Genomic DNA, 15,228 nt, shown 5'->3' on the forward strand with positions numbered 1-15,228 from the left:
CGATCCAGACATAGAGTGCGGTCAGGAGGGTGTTTAGGTCGGTCCTCACAACCCCGAGCCTGAACACCCTCCGCCCGTCTCTACAGCGGCCTTCGGCCCTCCGGGGCGTTAGGACTTATTCGTCTAGGGCCGTCGGACGGCGTAGCGCAGCAGGACGACACCGTTGCCGAAGCGTCGGTTCTCCACCAGCTCCAGGTCGGTCGGGCTGTCGGCGGTCTCGAACAGCCGTCGACCGCGGCCGATGACGACCGGGTTGACGTAGAGCCGGTACTCGTCGACCAGGTCCAGTCGGCGGAAGGTCTCGACCAGGTCGACCCCGCCGAGCGTCATGTCCCCGCCCGGCTGCTGCTTCAGGGCGCGGATCTCGTCGGGGTCCACCTCCGCCCGCAGCGAGGCGTTGGGGCCGACCTCCTGCAGCGTGCGCGAGAAGACGATCTTCGGCACCGCGCGCCAGATGCCGGCGAACTCCCGCATGGTCGGCGGGTAGTCCGGGTTCTGGTCAGCGGTCGGCCAGACCGCTTCCATGAGCTCGTAGCTGACCCGGCCCTCCACGAAGGCGCTCATGGTCGCGAGCTGCTCGTTGAAGTGCGCGTGCAGCTCCTCGTCGACGAGGTGCCAGCTCAGGTCGTGGTCCGGCCCCTCGAAGTAGCCGTCCAGCGACAGCATCATGTGCACGACGATCTTCCGCATGCGTCCTCCTGGTCCACGACTCGGTCCGGGAGCTCGGACCGGCGGACGCGGACGATCTCATCGGTCCCGACTTCGCTCGGCACGGCCGGTCGGGGATGCGCCTGCCGTCAGGCGGCGGGAACCGGATCGCCTGCGTCCCGATGACCTCCCCGCGTCCGAGCAGCGGTGGGCCTGGGTCAGGCACGCGGCCTGGGTGGTAACGAGCGCACGGCGAGTTCGGCGAGGTCCGGCGGGTTGGCGAGGGAGTCGTTGGCCAGCACGACGACCAGCGCGTCGCGCGAGGGCACGTACCACAGCACCGAGCGGAACCCGGGCAGGAAGCCTCCGTGGCCATAGGAGACGGTCCGGTAGTCCGGGCGCGCGATCTCGATGCCGAGCCCGTAGTTGGACATCCTCGGGTGGAAAGGCTGGTCGGCGACCATGAGCTCCAGCGTGGAGCGGGACACCAGATCACCGCGGAACAGCGCCTCGCCGAAGGTCACCAGGTCGGCGGCGGTGGACACGATGGCCCCCGCGGGGCCCTCCGAGGTCTCCAGGGCCATCCACGGACGGTCCGTCTCGATGTTCTCCTGATCTCCGTCGTTGTCGGCGTCGAAGTAGCCCGCGATCACCGACTCGGAGGCCGGCTCGGCACCCGCGATGTAGGTGTCGCGCAGGCCGAGGGGATCCAGGATGCGCGCACGCACCTGCGCGGCCCACGTGGAACCGGTCACCGCATTGATCACCGATCCGAGCAGGAGGTAGTTCGTGTTCGAGTACGCATACGCCGTGCCCGGCCGGAAGTCCCGGCGCAGGTCGTCGATGAGGGCGAGGAGGTCGTCGGTGTCCCACCGCCGCTCCCGGTCGTCCAGCAACCGCTGGCCGAAGCCGTCGACCGTCGAGTAGTCCGGGATGCCACTGGTGTGCGTCAGCAGGTGCCGCACGGTGACGCCGTCGATCGACAGGTCCGAGCTGTAACCCGACACGGGATCGTCGAGCCGCAGCCGCTCCTCCTCCACGAGTTGCAGTACCACCACGGCCACGAAGGTCTTCGTGATGCTGGCGATGCGGAACCGCGCGTCAACCGTCGCCGGAACGGACCCGTCCCGCTCGGTCGTGCCGCTGACGCCGATCCACGGAGCCGCCCCGGACTGCTGGACCGCCATGACGACGGCCGGCACGTCCGCGTGGTCGCGCCACCGGTCCAGCAGGCCCTGCAACGGCCCTTCCGACGCCGCCGGAGCGGGAGCGCACGCGGCCACGGCGCAGGCCATCGCGGCGGACAACAGCGCTCGCCTCGTCCTCATGTGACGTCCCTCCGCAGGAAGACGACCGCGCCGCCGATCAGCAGCGCCGCCACGAAGCCGCAGAGCACGCCGGCACCCAGCCACATCGGCAGACGGGGCCACACGCTCCCGGCGTTCTGCAGCGCGGCCGTCGCTCCCTCCACCGTCCAGGCACGGGCGTGGCGCGGCAGGGAGGAGAACGCGAGCCCCTCCAGCCCGGCCACCCAGGCCAGCGGCAGCAGTACGGCGAGCGATGGCACGGTGCCCAGCAGGGCGCCGACGCCCGTCCCGAGCAGCGCGTACAGCGGATACGTCAGGAACAGGCCCAGACCGTGGAGCACGATGTCGGTGTTCAGCGGACCCGCGGTCAGGGCGCCGCTGATCAACCCGGTGACCACGACGACACCGAGGCTCGCCAGTCCCAGCAGCACACCGACGACGGCGGCCGTCATCGCCTTGGCCAGCACGACCTGCCCGCGGTGGGGCACCATCAGCAGCGTCGTCGCCACCGTCCGGTAGCGGTACTCGGTGGTCACCACGAGGACGCCCAGCACGAGGGCCACCAGGGACCCGCGCAGCATGGCGTCCAGCTGGGCCAGCGTGGCACCCGCCGTCCCGATGGACGGTGCACCGCTGCGACCGGCCTCGAGCGTCGCCTGCAGACAGAAGATCAGCGTCAGCGCGACGGAGAGCCCGGCCACCAGCCACGGTGTCCTCGTGGTGACGAGCTTCAGCAGCTCGGTGCGCAGCAGAGCAGGCATCGCCCCTCCAGCGGTCAGGTGACGTCCGACCGGACCAGCCGACGAGTGCCCGGCACGGCGAACGCCAGGCAGTACGCGACCAGCAGCAGGAACGCTGCCCAGATCGGCAGCCCGCCGGAGAGATGAGCGCCGGTCAGGGCACTCGTCGCGCCTCCCGGCGTCCATGGCATGACCGCGGCCAGCCCGAAGGAGGGCAGCAGGGTCTCCACCCCCACGATCCAGACCGCGGGCACCAACAGGGCGGCGATCTGGTTGCGCACCAACGTTCCCACCGCGACTCCCAGCCAGCCCCACAGCGCGGCACCGACCACACCACCGACCACCAGTTGGACGACGCCACCGTCGCCGAACCGCACCGCGCCGGACAGCAGCCCGCGGACTCCTGCGTAGGCGAAGAGGACGACACAGACGGCCGCCGCCGTCAGGGAGGCAGCGATCGCTTTCGCCATCACCAGCCGGCCCCGGTCCGGGCTGACGATCAGTGTCGAGGTGAGCGTCCGGTGCCGCAGCTCCCCCGTCATCATCACGACGCCCAGCAGGAGCAGCAGGATGGTCCCGGTCCCGCTCGCGCCGAGCACCTGCTGCGTCAGCTCGAGGCTGCCCCGTCTCGACGCCCCCGCTCGATCGATACCGGCGATCACCAGCTCCACCCGCAGGACGGCCAGCAGGAACGCCCCCGCGACGAAGCCCCAGGTGGCGCGGGTGAACAGCAGTTTGAGCAGCTCGGTGCGGACCAGCGCGGTCATGACGCCTTCCCTTCCGGCTCGGTGAGCTCGAGGAAGACCTCTTCGAGGTTCTGGTGTTCCGCGCGCATCTCGTAGACGACGAGCCCCGCGCTCGCCACGGCTTCCCCGACCTGCCGCGTGCTGACCCCGGTGGCCACCACCTCGTCGGGTGGTCGCAACGTCGCCGCGATGCCGAGCGAGGTCAACGCGGCGAGGAGGGCGGCGGCCTGCGGCGTCCTCACCCGGATCGCGGGCCCCCGCGTGCCCGTCACCTCCTCGACGCCGCCCTCGGTGATCAGCCGGCCGTTCTTGATGATCACGACGTGGTCCGCGGAGAGCGCCAGTTCGGCCAGCAGGTGGCTGGAGACGAGAACGGTTCCACCGCGGTCCGCCCGTGCCCGCAGCAGCGCGCGCAGCCAGTGCACTCCGGCGGGGTCGAGGCCGTTCGCCGGCTCGTCGAGCACGAGCACGGGCGGATCACCGAGGAGAGCCCCGGCGAGCATGAGTCGCTGACGCATGCCCAGCGAGAACCCGCCGATCCGGCGGTGCGCCGCGGCGGTCAGGTCCACCTCCTCGAGCACCTCGTCCACGCGCGCGAAGGGGATCCCGTTGGGATGAGCCAGGATGCGCAGGTGGTTCCTCGCGGTCCGTCCGGGATGGAAGCCATCGGGTTCCAGCGCGGCGCCGATGATGAACGCGGGCCGGTCCAGCTCCTGGTACGCCTTGCCGCCGACGGTCGCGCTGCCCGAGGTCGGCCGCACGAGCCCGAGGACCGCCCGCAGCGTGGTCGTCTTCCCCGCGCCGTTGGGTCCGATGAACCCGGTGATCGTCCCCTCGCGCACCTCGACGCTCAGGTCGTCAACGGCGGTGACCTCGCCGAAGCGCTTGGTGAGGTGGTGCACGGCGATGCCTGCCATGGTGTCCTCCGTCGGAGAAGCAGTGCGCTCCGACGCTAGGGCGGCCCCGCCTGCACCCTCATCGGCCCCTGGTCGAGAACCGGGTCATCCCGCCGGCTGACCGGATGCCTCCCCCGGTCGGACGAGGCCGCTCTCGTATGCCATGACGACGAGCTGCGGGCGGTCCCGCGCCTGCAGCCTCGCCAGCAGCCGCGAGACGTGCGTCTTCGTGGTGGCCTCGCTGACGTGCAGCCGCGCGGAGATCTCTGCGTTGGACAGCCCGTGGCCGACGAGAGACAGCACTTCCCGCTCCCGCTCCGTGAGGCCGTCCAGCCTTCTGGCGGCCCCGGCCGACACCGCTGCGTGCCCGCGGACGTAGGTCTGCACGAGCCGCCGGGTGGCGGCCGGGTCGATGAGCGCGTCGCCGGCCGCGACGACCCGCACCGCGTCGAAGATCCGCTCCGGCGGTGCGTCCTTGAGCAGGAACCCGTGTGCGCCGGCCTGGATCGCCGAGTAGACGTACTCGTCGAGGTCGAACGTGGTGAGGACGAGCACGGCGACGTCCCGGGTTCGGGGGTCCGCCGCCACCCGGCGGGTCGCCTCGATGCCGTCCATCCCGGGCATGCGGATGTCCATCAGGACCACGTCGGGGTGACTCGTGCGCGCCTGCTCGACAGCGGACGTCCCATCAGTGGCCTCCCCGACCACCTCTATGTCGGGGGCGTGCTCGAACATCGCGCGCAGGCCCGCCCGGACCAGGGGCTGGTCGTCGACGACGAGAGCACGGATCACCCGCGCACCCCCGTGTACGGGATTCGTGCCTCCACCCGCCAGCCCCCTCCGGCGAAGGAGCGCTGAGGAGCGTCCCCCCGTACAGCTCCGCCCGCTCCCGCATGCCGATCGTGCCGTGCCCCCCGGGGGCGATGGCCCGCCGGACGGCGGTGATGGGCCGGTCGTTCTCGACGCAGATGCTGACCATCCCGTCCTGTGCGGCGACGGACAGCCTGGCGGTCGTCGGTCCGGCGTGTCGCAGGACGTTGGTCAGGGCCTCCTGGATCACCCGGTAGGCGGAGAGGGAGACGCCGGGCGGCACATCGTCGAGGGCGCCATCCACGTGGACGTCGACGGTCACACCAGCCTCCACGACGCGGGACACCAGCTCGTGCAGCCGGCGGAGGCTCGGCGCGGGATCCAGGGCCCCGGCAGGCTGGCCCTCGGCAGCCGCGTCGTCCTGGTCGCGCAGGAACGTCACGAGGCGACGCATCTCAGCCAGTGCGTTGCGGCTGAGACCTTCGATGCCGGCGAGCAAGCCGCGCTCGGCGTCCGGATCCGTGCCGACCGCGAGGCGAGCGACGCCCGCGTGCATGGCGATCACACTCATGTTGTGCGCGATGACGTCGTGCAGCTCGCGGGCCATCCGCACCCGCTCGGCGGCGACCGCATGACGAGCCAGCTCCAGCCGGGCCTGCTCCAGTTCGGCCGCCCGCTGTGCGTTCTCCCTCGCCAGCGACTGCAGCGTGAAGATCACGGCACCGAGGGACCACGCGCTCGTGATGAGCGCCACGTAGAGGACGACCGAGAGCCAGCCGGGGAACATGGGGCTGAGACGCAGCAGGACGACGGCAGCGACCAGCACCGCGCCGAGATGCACGGCCGCCGCTCTCCGACCGAGTCGGACGGCACTGCCGTAGACGACGAAGAGCACCGCGGGCCCGAGCAGCCAGGCCGGCAGTCCGAGCGGCCACACGAACACCGTGGCCGTGAGCAGGAGCAAGAACAGCGACAGCCGGGGGCTGACCCGTCGCAGGGCCGTGGAGGCACCGTGGACCACGGCGACCAGCCGGGCGGCGGCCAGCAACCCCGGTTCATCGACGAGCTCGACGGCCTCGGTCGACAGCAGGAAACCGGCATACGTCGACACCACGCCCAGCGCGCAGTCCAACGTGACCGACCGGGCGGAGGGTGGCTCTCCGGACCGCCGAGCCGCCTGGCCTGCCACCGCTCCACGGTAGGAGGAACGCATGGGTCAGGGAACCTGCGGCAACCGCCCGCGCCCGACCACGTCGACGGCGATGACCTCGGTGACGAGCGGCGTGGCGTCGTCCGATCGATCCGCGTCGTGACCCTGGAGTCCTCGCGGTGCTCGGCGTGGAGCCCTGGAAGCTGGTGCGCAAGAGGCTGTCCGGATGAGGAGGCGTGACGTTCTGGCCTGACCCTTGATCCCCGGTTGGGCGGTGGGCGACGGACGAGTCGGCCTGTACGCCGGGTTCTGTCCACGGGTGCCTCGCGGCATCCCGATGGGCGGCCATCCATCTAGGCCTGCCGTTGCCGGCAGGCTCCAGCGGTCCACCCGCAGGCATCGGGCGGGCAGCCCTCGAACGCCTGCGCAGGACGGCGGTGCGACCGCCGTCCCTCTCGACCTTGCTCCGGGTGGGGTTTACCGAGCCGCACCGGTCACCCGGTGCGCTGGTGGTCTCTTACACCACCGTTTCACCCTCACCAGCGGCGAGCCGCTGGCGGTCTCATTTCTGTGGCACTGTCCCGCGGGTCACCCCGGGTCGCCGTTAGCGACCACCCTGCCCTGTGGAGCCCGGACGTTCCTCGGCGACGGGGTCTCCCCCGCCGACGCGACCGCCCGGCCGACTCGTCCGTCGTGGTGACCAGTCTAGTCGGCCCGGCCATGGGATCCCGGTCCGCGGGCCAGGGTGGCGTACAGGAGCTCGGCGATCTCCGCGTGGCCGGCCTCGTTCGGGTGCAGGCAGTCCCGGTCACCGACGTACTGGCCGGGGCCGAGTTCCCCGTACAGCTCCGTCACCTGGGCGCCCGTGGCGGCGGCGACCCGGCGGATGACGTCGTTGAGGCCCTCCGACAGCGTCAGGACGCCGGGGAGGCTGCCGCTCTCCAGGCCGACGTCGGCGATCTCCGCGGCCGCGGGGTTGACCTGGCTGAGGACGCAGGAGCCGATCGGGTTGTAGTAGGTGGTCACCACCACCTCGGCGTCCCGCCCGGCGGCAGTGACCAGGGCTCCGAGGATGGTGGCCAGCCGCTCCTCGACGCCGGCGAGCGCGGTCTCCAGGGCGGCCTGGCACCCGGCCGGTGTCTCGGTCGCGATGCAGGCCTCCACCGCAGGCCCGAAGACGTCGTTGCCGCTGACCGTCACGGTGACGACCTCGACGTCGTCGAACGGGTCCCGGTTGCCGTTGCGCTCCTCGATCAGCTCCAGGGCCGGCGTCAGCTGCGCGTCGATGAGGGTGGCCGTCGTCGCCCCCGGTACCGCCAGGTTGACCAGCTGGAAGTCGGCGGAGGCATACGGCGTCGCCTTGTCCGCGGCCGGGTCGTACCCGCCCTCGAGCAGCTCGACGAGCCGCTCGGGATAGCCCGACTGCATGGGGACGGCGCCGATCCCGGCCGGCACGGAGTCGCCGAGGGCCAGGTGGACGGGATCCCGGAAGCGGTCCGGCCCGACGGGTGCGGACGCTGCCGGGGCGGCCGCCCCGAGCGTCAGCAGTGCTCCGACGGCTGCGACGACCAGGCTCCTGCGCACGACGCCCCCCGTTGCCAGGCCGCCGGGCGTCCCTCCCGGCCGCCGCTGTGAGTGTGGTGCGCGTCACTGTGCGCGTTGGAGGCCGGTCGTGTCCAGACCCCGCCTCCCCACCGCACTGCGCACGGTTCTGCGTGCCAGCGGACGTCAGCCCCAGTAGAGGCGGAAACCGACGCGCCGGCGACCGTCCTCGGTCAGCGTCGACATGTCGACGATCTGACGTGCCTGCACGTCGACGGGGTCGGCCGAGATCAGCTCCAGGTACCGGCGGTGCTCGCACAGGGAGGCGACCGCCTTCTCCACCTGGTCGGTGACGTCGACCTCGTGCGGCGGGTCCGCCAGCTCCCCCACCGCGATGTACTGCACACCGCGCCAGGGCTCCTCGGTCAGGTCCGGGAAGATCCACTCGTTCCCCGCGTCGGCGACCGCGTCCAGCGTGCTCTGGCCCAGCGCCCGGTGGTCGGCCGAGTTCACGTACGCCGGCGAGATCCCCGGCGGCGTCCACGTCGCGCCGAAGTAGCCGGTGACGACGAGCTCCGGCCGGTGCCGCCGGATCGCCCCCGCGAGGTCGCGCCGCAGCTCCGGCCCGGCCACCAGCACGCCGTCCCGGTGGTCGAGGAACTCCACCTCGGTGACGCCGACGACGGCGGCCGAGCGCCGCTCCTCGTCCTCGCGCACCGGTCCGGCCTCCGCCGGCGGCATCCCCGCCATCCCGGCCTCGCCGCGGGTGGCCAGCAGGTAGTGGACCTCCTTGCCGGCCGCCGTCCACGCGGCGACCGCCGCGGCGAGGCCGTACTCGATGTCGTCGGGGTGCGCGGCCACGACCAGCGCACGCTGCCAGTCGTCGGGCATCGGGAGCGGTGGCATGGCGGGCAGTCTGCTCCGAGGGGCCGACGTCCGGCCAGGATGGACGGCGTGATCGACGAGACCGACCGGGCCCACCTGCGGCGCTGCATCGCGCTCGCCCGCGCCGCCCTCGACGCCGGGGACGAGCCCTTCGGGTCGGTGCTCGTCGACGCCGAGGGGCGGGTGCGCTTCGAGGACGCCAACCACGTGGCCGGCGGCGACCGGACGCAGCACCCGGAGTTCGCCATCGCCCGCTGGGCCGCCGAGCACCTGACGCCCGGCCAGCGCGCGGCCGCGACCGTCTACACCTCCGGGGAGCACTGCCCCATGTGCGCGGCCGCCCACGGCTGGGTGGGGCTCGGCCGGATCGTCTACGCCAGCTCGTCGGCCCAGCTCGCGTCGTGGCTGGCCGAGCTCGGCGTCCCGCCCGCACCGGTCAGGGCACTCCCGGTGAACGAGGTCGCCCCCGGCGTGCCGGTCGAGGGCCCGGTGCCCGGCCTGGACGAGGAGGTCCGCGGGCTGCACCGGCGTCTGCACGGCCGCGACGGCTGACCACGGGAAACGTCACCGGCCGGAGGCACACTCCTCCTCCCCCGCGGACGACGAGGAGGAGCCCGTGCGCACGACCATCCAGCTGTCCTTCGACGCCGAGGACCCGCAGCGGCTCATCGGCTTCTGGTGCGAGGTGCTCGGCTACGAGCCCGAACCGCTCGGCAACGCCGCCCGCGCCGAACTGGAGGCCATGGGGCTGGACCCGGCCACCGCTGAGCGCTGGTTCGCCGCGGCCGTGGACCCGGACGGCCGCGGTCCCCGGCTGCTCGCCCAGCGGGTGCCCGAGCCCAAGTCGGCCAAGAACCGCCTGCACCTGGACCTGCACGTGGACTCCACCGCCGCGCTCGAGGACGAGGTCCGCCGGCTGGTCGGGCTGGGCGCCTCGCGGCAGGCCGAGCACGAGGAGCACGGCACCCGCTGGACAGTCCTCATCGACCCGGAGGGCAACGAGTTCTGCGTCGGCGCGTCCGGCCAGCGGTGACGCCGGCTCACCGCCCCCGGGCGACGCGCAGCGCGATGCGGATCAGCGGCGCCTGCAGCGGCAACCGGACGGCGGCGACCGTCATCGGCAGCGGCCGCCGCGGCACCACCCGGAGGGTGTGCAGGTGGGCCGGCACGAAGGCGGCCAGCAGCGCCGCGGCGGCCCACCCGCCGGCCCGCCGCGTCGCCGGCACCGCCATCAGCCCCGCCGTCGCGATCTCGGCCACTCCGCTGGCGTGCACCCAGGCACGGGCGTCGCCCAGCTCCGGGGGCACCAGCCACTCGTACGTCCGCGGGCGGACCAGGTGCAGCACCCCCGACCCGCCGAGCGCCGCCGCCAGGACCGTGGCCGTCCGCGTGAGCTCCACGCCGGTCACCGTAGGCTCGCCGTTCGTGTCCGCCCTCGACCTGGCCATCGCGGCGGGCGTCGCCCTCGTCGCCGGCGCGATCAACTCCGTCGCCGGCGGCGGCTCGCTGATCCTCTTCCCGACCCTCGTCGCGCTGGGGCTCGGGACGGTGGCCGCCAACGTCACCAACTCGATCGCCCAGTGGCCGGGCTACATCGGCGGCGTGCTCGGCTTCCGGCCGGAGTACGCCGGCCAGCGCGGCCGCCTGCTCCGCTTCGGCCTCGTCGCGCTGCTCGGCGGCGTCGCGGGCAGCGTCCTGCTGCTCACCACACCCAGCGAGGCCTTCGACGTCGTCGTCCCCGTGCTGGTGCTGATGGCGAGCCTCCTGCTGGCCGTCCAGCCGCTGCTCACCCGGCGACTCAAGCAGGCCGAGGACGGCGGCCCGCGGCGCGACCCGGCCTGGCTCTACGTCGCGCTGTTCCTTGCCACCGTCTACGGGGGTTACTTCGGCGGCGCGCTGGGCGTGATCCTGGTCGGCGTCCTCGGGGTGGGCCTGCACCGGCTGAAGCTGGCCAATGCGCTGAAGTCGGCGATCTCCGCGGTCACGGCGACCGTCACGGTCGTCGTCTTCGGCCTGTTCGGCCCGGTCGACTGGCTGGTCGTCGCCGTCGCCGCCCCGGCCACCCTGCTCGGCGGCTTCCTCGGCGCCCGCATCGCGACGCGCATCCCGACCACGCCGCTGCGGGTGTTCATCGTCGCGTTCGGCATCGCGGTGTCGGTCTACCTGTTCACGCGGGTCTGACTGGCGCGCTGTGGGCTGCGTTACACGTGTGACGGAGGGGTCCACCCTCGTGTGGACACGCCCCGGATCTCCCCGCCCAGCGCAGCGCGCTGCCTAGTTTCGAGCCATGCGCGAGAACCGACTCTCCCCGGTCCGGAACGCGAACGACACCGCCCGGGTCCAGCAACTGCACCTCATCGCCGCGGCCCGCGTGGCGGCCGTCCGGCCGGCGTCCGAGCAGCAGGTCGCCGACATCGTCCGCGTCACCGTGGACGAGGAGGTCGACACCCGCACCTTCCGGGCCATCGTCAGCGACATCTCCGCCGACCAGCTCCGCTGAAGAAGGACCCCGTCCTCCCCACCCTTCGCACGCTCAGGGCGGGGCCCGGGACGGGGCCGACCGGCGTCACTCCCCGCCGCGGCCGGGCTCCCCGATCGCGATCATGGCCTCCACGGCCCGCCGGGCCCGGGCCGCGGTCTCGGCGTCGACGTCCACCGCGCCCTCGCCGGTGCGCAGCGTCCGCAGCAGCTTGGCCGGCGTGATCATCTTCATGTAGCGGCAGGCGGCGCGGTCGTTCATCGGGATGAACTGCGTCCCGGCGTTGAGGCCCCGCAGCTGGTGCAGGATGCCGACCTCGGTGGCCACCAGCACCTGGGGCGCCCGGGTGGTCGCGGCCTGCTCGACCATGCCGCCGGTGGAGAGCACCCGCGTGCGGTCGGCCGGCAGGTCGCCGTGGCTGACCAGGTCCAGCACCGAGGTGGTGCAGCCGCACTCGGGGTGCACGAGGATCTCGGCGTCCGGGTGGGCGGCCACCTGCGCGCGGACGTCGGACGGGCTGATGCCGGCGTGCACGTGGCACTCCCCCGCCCACACGTGGATGTCGTCCCGCCCGGTGACCCGCTTGACGTGCGCGCCGAGGAACTGGTCGGGGCAGAAGAGGATCTCGCGGTCGGCCGGGATCGAGCGCACGACGTCGGCGGCGTTGGACGACGTGCAGCAGATGTCGGTCTCGGCCTTCACCGCCGCGGTGGTGTTCACGTAGCTGACGACGACGGCGCCCGGGTGCTCGGCCTTCCACTCGCGCAGCTGCTCGGCGGTGATCGAGTCGGCCAGCGAGCAGCCGGCGTCGTGGTCGGGCAGCAGCACGGTCTTGTCCGGCGAGAGGATCTTCGCCGTCTCGGCCATGAAGTGGACGCCGCAGAAGACGATCTCGCGGGCGTCGGTCTGCGCCGCGACCCGCGACAGGTACAGCGAGTCGCCGGTGAAGTGGGCGACGTCCTGGATCTCGGGCACCTGGTAGTTGTGCGCCAGGATCACCGCTCCGCGCTCGGCCGCCAGCCGGCGCACCTCCGCCGCCCAGGTCTCGTACTCGGCGGGCGAGAGGGTGCGCTCGTCCCCGGCGACGGAGGGGGTGGCTGGCGCGATGGTGGCGGTCACGGAGCTCCTCGGCTGGGTGGGTGCGGCCACATGATCCCCCGCGCGGGGCGGGAACTGTGGCGCGGGGCACCCCGGTCAACACCTGCCCGGCCGCACCCCTTCCCGCCGCGCTACCGGAGGTGACTCGTGTCGTTGACCAGGCGGACGGCGGAGCGCCCGTCGGAGCTCCACGCGATCGTGCAGTACGACGCGGCCTCGAGGAACACCCGGTGGACGACGTCGTCGGGCACGTCGAGGCCGGCGGCGAGCAGCAGCTTGATCGGCGTCACGTGGGAGACCACGAGCACCGTCTTCCCGGCGTGCCCGCGCAGGATGCGAGCCCGCGCGCGGGCCACCCGGTCGCTGACGGCCGCGACGGACTCCCCGCCGGGTGGAGCGACCGTGATGTCCTCGGCGAACCGGCGGGCGGCCAGCGGGTGGCGCTGCTTGGCCTCCTCGGCGGTGAGCCCCTCGAAGTCGCCGAAGTCCAGCTCCACCAGGTCGTCGTCGTACTGCACCCGCAGCCCGAGGGCGGCGCCCAGCAGCTCGGCGGTCTCCCGGGTGCGGCGCAGCGGGGAGGCCACGACGACCTCGATCCCCAGCTCCTCGGCCCGCTTGGCCGCCGCCTCGGCCTCCGCCCGGCCGGTGGCCGACAGCGGCAGGTCGTTGCGGCCGCTGTACCGGCGTTCCGGGGTGTGCTCGGTGCGACCGTGCCGCAGCAGGTGCATCACCGTGGTGACGGCGGGTGCGCGCCGGGCCACGGGCTGGACGTCGTCCTCCGCGGTCGTGGGCTCGGCGGCGAGGTCCCGGCGCACCGGCCGGCCGTCCATCGCGCTGTTGGCCAGCGCGTCGGCGGCGCTGTTCTGCGCCCGCGGCACCCAGGTGTAGCGGACGCTGCCCAGCTGCCGGGCGATCTGCTGGGCCTGCAGGGCGAGCTTCTGCATGTCGGGGTGCTTGACCTTCCAGCGACCCGACATCTGCTCGACGACGAGCTTGGAGTCCATCCGCACCTCGACGTCCGCGGTCGGGTCGAGGTCGAGCGCCGCCTGCAGCCCGGCGACCAGGCCGCCGTACTCGGCGACGTTGTTGGTGGCCCGCCCGACGGACTCCGCACGCTCGGCGAGCACCCGGCCGGTGCCGGCGTCACGGACCAGGGCGCCGTAGCCGGCCGGGCCGGGGTTGCCCCGCGAGCCGCCGTCGGCCTCGACGACGAACCGGCGCGTCATGCTGCCTCCCGCCAGATCTGCACAGTGGCGACCTTCGCGGCGCTGATGACCGCGACTGTGCAGATCCCGCGGCCGGGGAACAGCGCGCTCACAGGCCGCTCTCCGGCGTGCGCACGAGGATCCGGCCGCAGTTGTCGCACCGCACGACCTCGTGGGGGTCGGCGTTCCGGACCGTGGCCAGCTCCTTCCCGAACAGCTCGATGCGGCAGCCCTGGCACTGGCGGGCCTTGAGCACGGCCGCGCCGGTGCCGCCGGTCTGGGTGCGGATGCGCTCGTAGAGGGCCAGCAGGTCGGCCGGGATGCGGGCGGCGACCTCGGCGCGGGCGGCCTCGTGCTGCGCCGTCCCGTCGGCGATGTCGGCCAGGGCGTCGTCGCGCAGCTGCCGGGCGCGCTCCAGCTCGGCCTGCACCGTCTCGTGGCTCTGCCGGGCCCCGGCCAGCGTGGCCTCGGCGGTCTCGAGCTGCTCCATGAGCTCGAGCTCCTGGTCCTCCAGGTCCGACTGCCGCCGGGCCAGGGACTGCATCTCGTGCTGCAGGTCGGTCATCTGCTTGGCCGAGACGCTGCCGGAGTCCAGCAGCCCCTGGTCCCGCCTGGCCCGGGCGCGCACCGTCTCGACGTCGCCCTCGAACCGCTTGACCTCCCGCTGCAGGTCGCGCACCTCGGTCTCGGCGCGCACCACGGCGGCGGCCAGCTCCCGTTCCTTCTCGGTCGCGGTCTCGACCACGGCGTTCTCGGGGAGGGTGCGTCGGCGGTGGGCCAGCTGGGCCAGCGCGACGTCCTCGGCGGCCAGGGCCAGCAGCTGCTGCTGGTCGAAGTGGTCGGCCTTCACCCGCTCAACCTACCTGCGGGCCGGGCTCTCCCCTGCCGCTCCCGGCGGCCCCGGCCCCGGCGCGTGCCGTCCACGGGTCGGTGCGCCGACGGGAGACCGCGACCTCCACCCGGCCGCCCAGGTCGCGGGCGAGGACGTCGGCCGCGACCGGCAGCCAGGGCCACTCGGAGGCGAAGTGCGCCACGTCGCACACCGCCGGGCCGGGGACCTCCTGCGACTCCGACACGGGGTGGTGCCGCAGGTCGCTGGTGAGCAGGACGTCGGCGCCGGCGTCCGCCGCCGCCGGGAGGAGCGAGCCGCCGCTGCCGCCGCAGACCGCGACGGTCTCGATCCGCCGTCCCGGGTCGCCGGCCGCGCGGACGCCGCCGACGGTCTCGGGCAGCGCCGTCGCGACGAGTTCGGCGAACTCCGCGAGGGTCACCGGGCGTTCGAGCCGGCCGACGCGGCCGAGCCCGGCGCGGGGGTCGGTGGCGGCCGGCAGGAGGGGGGCGGTGCCGGTGAGGCCGAGGGCGGCGGCGAGGGCGTCGTTCACGCCGGAACCGGGCGCGCGGTCGGCGTTGGTGTGCGCGACGAACAGGCCGGCGCGGGCGCGGACGAGCCGGTGCACCAGCCGGCCCTTGGGGTCGTCGGCCGGGACGCCGTGGACGGCGGTGAGGAACAGCGGGTGGTGGGTGACCAGCAGTTGCGCGCCGGTCTGGACCACCTCGTCGACGACGGCGGCCACCGGGTCGACGGCGAACAGCACCCGCTCCACCGGCTCGTCCGGGTCACCGCAGACCAGCCCGACGGCGTCCCAGTCCTCGGCCAGCGCCGGGTCGTAGCGCGCCTCGAGCGCGGCGACGACCTCCCCCAGTGTCACGGTCACCGGCCGG

General features: G+C 73.3%; 18 protein-coding genes and 1 other RNA gene. 4 read left to right on the forward strand and 15 right to left on the reverse strand.

Annotated elements, in window-relative coordinates; genetic code table 11:
* Positions 1-123 precede the first annotated feature (123 nt).
* The 10 genes from ACI78Z_RS18125 to ACI78Z_RS18170 form a co-directional block, all read right to left on the reverse strand.
* Entirely contained in the window at positions 124-690 is a 567-nt protein-coding gene (locus tag ACI78Z_RS18125) for a dihydrofolate reductase family protein (protein WP_457037940.1), read from the reverse strand.
* A gap of 176 nt (positions 691-866) precedes the next feature.
* Positions 867-1,976: a serine hydrolase domain-containing protein gene (locus ACI78Z_RS18130; protein ID WP_457037941.1), complete on the reverse strand. Its 1,110-nt coding sequence runs from the start codon at positions 1,974-1,976 to the stop codon at positions 867-869.
* Positions 1,973-2,716, reverse strand: a complete 744-nt coding sequence (locus ACI78Z_RS18135; RefSeq protein WP_457037942.1) for an ABC transporter permease — start codon at positions 2,714-2,716, stop codon at positions 1,973-1,975. The genes ACI78Z_RS18130 and ACI78Z_RS18135 overlap by 4 nt, the downstream gene beginning before the upstream one ends.
* A gap of 14 nt (positions 2,717-2,730) precedes the next feature.
* The gene (locus tag ACI78Z_RS18140) at positions 2,731-3,462 is read right to left on the reverse strand and encodes an ABC transporter permease (protein WP_457037943.1); all 732 of its coding nucleotides are present in this window, start codon (positions 3,460-3,462) and stop codon (positions 2,731-2,733) included.
* Complete coding sequence (locus tag ACI78Z_RS18145) at positions 3,459-4,358, reverse strand: ATP-binding cassette domain-containing protein (RefSeq protein WP_457037944.1); 900 nt, start codon at positions 4,356-4,358, stop codon at positions 3,459-3,461. Before ACI78Z_RS18145 ends, ACI78Z_RS18140 begins: the two co-directional genes overlap by 4 nt.
* 84 nt (positions 4,359-4,442) lie before the next feature.
* Positions 4,443-5,129, reverse strand: coding sequence for a response regulator transcription factor (locus ACI78Z_RS18150; protein ID WP_457037945.1), 687 nt, complete (start codon positions 5,127-5,129; stop codon positions 4,443-4,445).
* On the reverse strand, positions 5,026-6,042 hold the full coding sequence (locus ACI78Z_RS18155) for a sensor histidine kinase (protein ID WP_457037946.1): 1,017 nt from the start codon (positions 6,040-6,042) through the stop codon (positions 5,026-5,028). The genes ACI78Z_RS18150 and ACI78Z_RS18155 overlap by 104 nt, the downstream gene beginning before the upstream one ends.
* A gap of 537 nt (positions 6,043-6,579) precedes the next feature.
* Positions 6,580-6,984: RNase P RNA component class A (gene rnpB / locus ACI78Z_RS18160), an RNA gene on the reverse strand.
* Positions 6,985-7,002: 18 nt separating this feature from the next.
* Positions 7,003-7,881, reverse strand: a complete 879-nt coding sequence (locus ACI78Z_RS18165) for an SGNH/GDSL hydrolase family protein (protein ID WP_457037947.1) — start codon at positions 7,879-7,881, stop codon at positions 7,003-7,005.
* A gap of 144 nt (positions 7,882-8,025) precedes the next feature.
* Positions 8,026-8,745 carry a PIG-L deacetylase family protein gene (locus ACI78Z_RS18170; protein WP_457037948.1) on the reverse strand — a complete coding sequence of 240 codons (720 nt, stop codon included), beginning with the start codon at positions 8,743-8,745 and terminating at the stop codon, positions 8,026-8,028.
* Between the two features lie 48 nt (positions 8,746-8,793).
* On the opposite strand from ACI78Z_RS18170, the gene ACI78Z_RS18175 reads away from it, so the two are divergent.
* Both ACI78Z_RS18175 and ACI78Z_RS18180 read left to right on the forward strand, forming a co-directional pair.
* Entirely contained in the window at positions 8,794-9,276 is a 483-nt protein-coding gene (locus tag ACI78Z_RS18175) for a nucleoside deaminase (protein ID WP_457037949.1), read from the forward strand.
* A gap of 64 nt (positions 9,277-9,340) precedes the next feature.
* The gene (locus ACI78Z_RS18180; RefSeq protein ID WP_457037950.1) at positions 9,341-9,757 is read left to right on the forward strand and encodes a VOC family protein; all 417 of its coding nucleotides are present in this window, start codon (positions 9,341-9,343) and stop codon (positions 9,755-9,757) included.
* A gap of 7 nt (positions 9,758-9,764) precedes the next feature.
* On the opposite strand, the gene ACI78Z_RS18185 is transcribed toward ACI78Z_RS18180, so the two are convergent.
* Complete coding sequence (locus tag ACI78Z_RS18185) at positions 9,765-10,124, reverse strand: DoxX family protein (RefSeq protein ID WP_457037951.1); 360 nt, start codon at positions 10,122-10,124, stop codon at positions 9,765-9,767.
* Between the two features lie 25 nt (positions 10,125-10,149).
* On the opposite strand from ACI78Z_RS18185, the gene ACI78Z_RS18190 reads away from it, so the two are divergent.
* Positions 10,150-10,905, forward strand: coding sequence for a sulfite exporter TauE/SafE family protein (locus tag ACI78Z_RS18190; RefSeq protein ID WP_457037952.1), 756 nt, complete (start codon positions 10,150-10,152; stop codon positions 10,903-10,905).
* Between the two features lie 106 nt (positions 10,906-11,011).
* Positions 11,012-11,224, forward strand: a complete 213-nt coding sequence (locus ACI78Z_RS18195; protein ID WP_457037953.1) for a hypothetical protein — start codon at positions 11,012-11,014, stop codon at positions 11,222-11,224.
* 66 nt (positions 11,225-11,290) lie between these two features.
* Here the strand turns inward: ACI78Z_RS18195 and nadA are convergent, their stop codons facing one another.
* The 4 genes from nadA to ACI78Z_RS18215 form a co-directional block, all read right to left on the reverse strand.
* The gene (gene nadA / locus ACI78Z_RS18200) at positions 11,291-12,322 is read right to left on the reverse strand and encodes a quinolinate synthase NadA (RefSeq protein ID WP_457037954.1); all 1,032 of its coding nucleotides are present in this window, start codon (positions 12,320-12,322) and stop codon (positions 11,291-11,293) included.
* A gap of 110 nt (positions 12,323-12,432) precedes the next feature.
* Complete coding sequence (locus ACI78Z_RS18205) at positions 12,433-13,527, reverse strand: bifunctional RNase H/acid phosphatase (protein ID WP_457037955.1); 1,095 nt, start codon at positions 13,525-13,527, stop codon at positions 12,433-12,435.
* An 88-nt stretch (positions 13,528-13,615) separates the two neighbouring features.
* A complete protein-coding gene (locus ACI78Z_RS18210) occupies positions 13,616-14,356 on the reverse strand; it encodes a zinc ribbon domain-containing protein (protein ID WP_457037956.1) in 741 nt (246 codons plus the stop codon).
* A gap of 4 nt (positions 14,357-14,360) precedes the next feature.
* A complete protein-coding gene (locus tag ACI78Z_RS18215) occupies positions 14,361-15,221 on the reverse strand; it encodes a Nif3-like dinuclear metal center hexameric protein (protein WP_457037957.1) in 861 nt (286 codons plus the stop codon).
* Positions 15,222-15,228: the final 7 nt, after the last annotated feature.

It is taken from the genome of Geodermatophilus sp. SYSU D01176 (genome assembly GCF_054050015.1).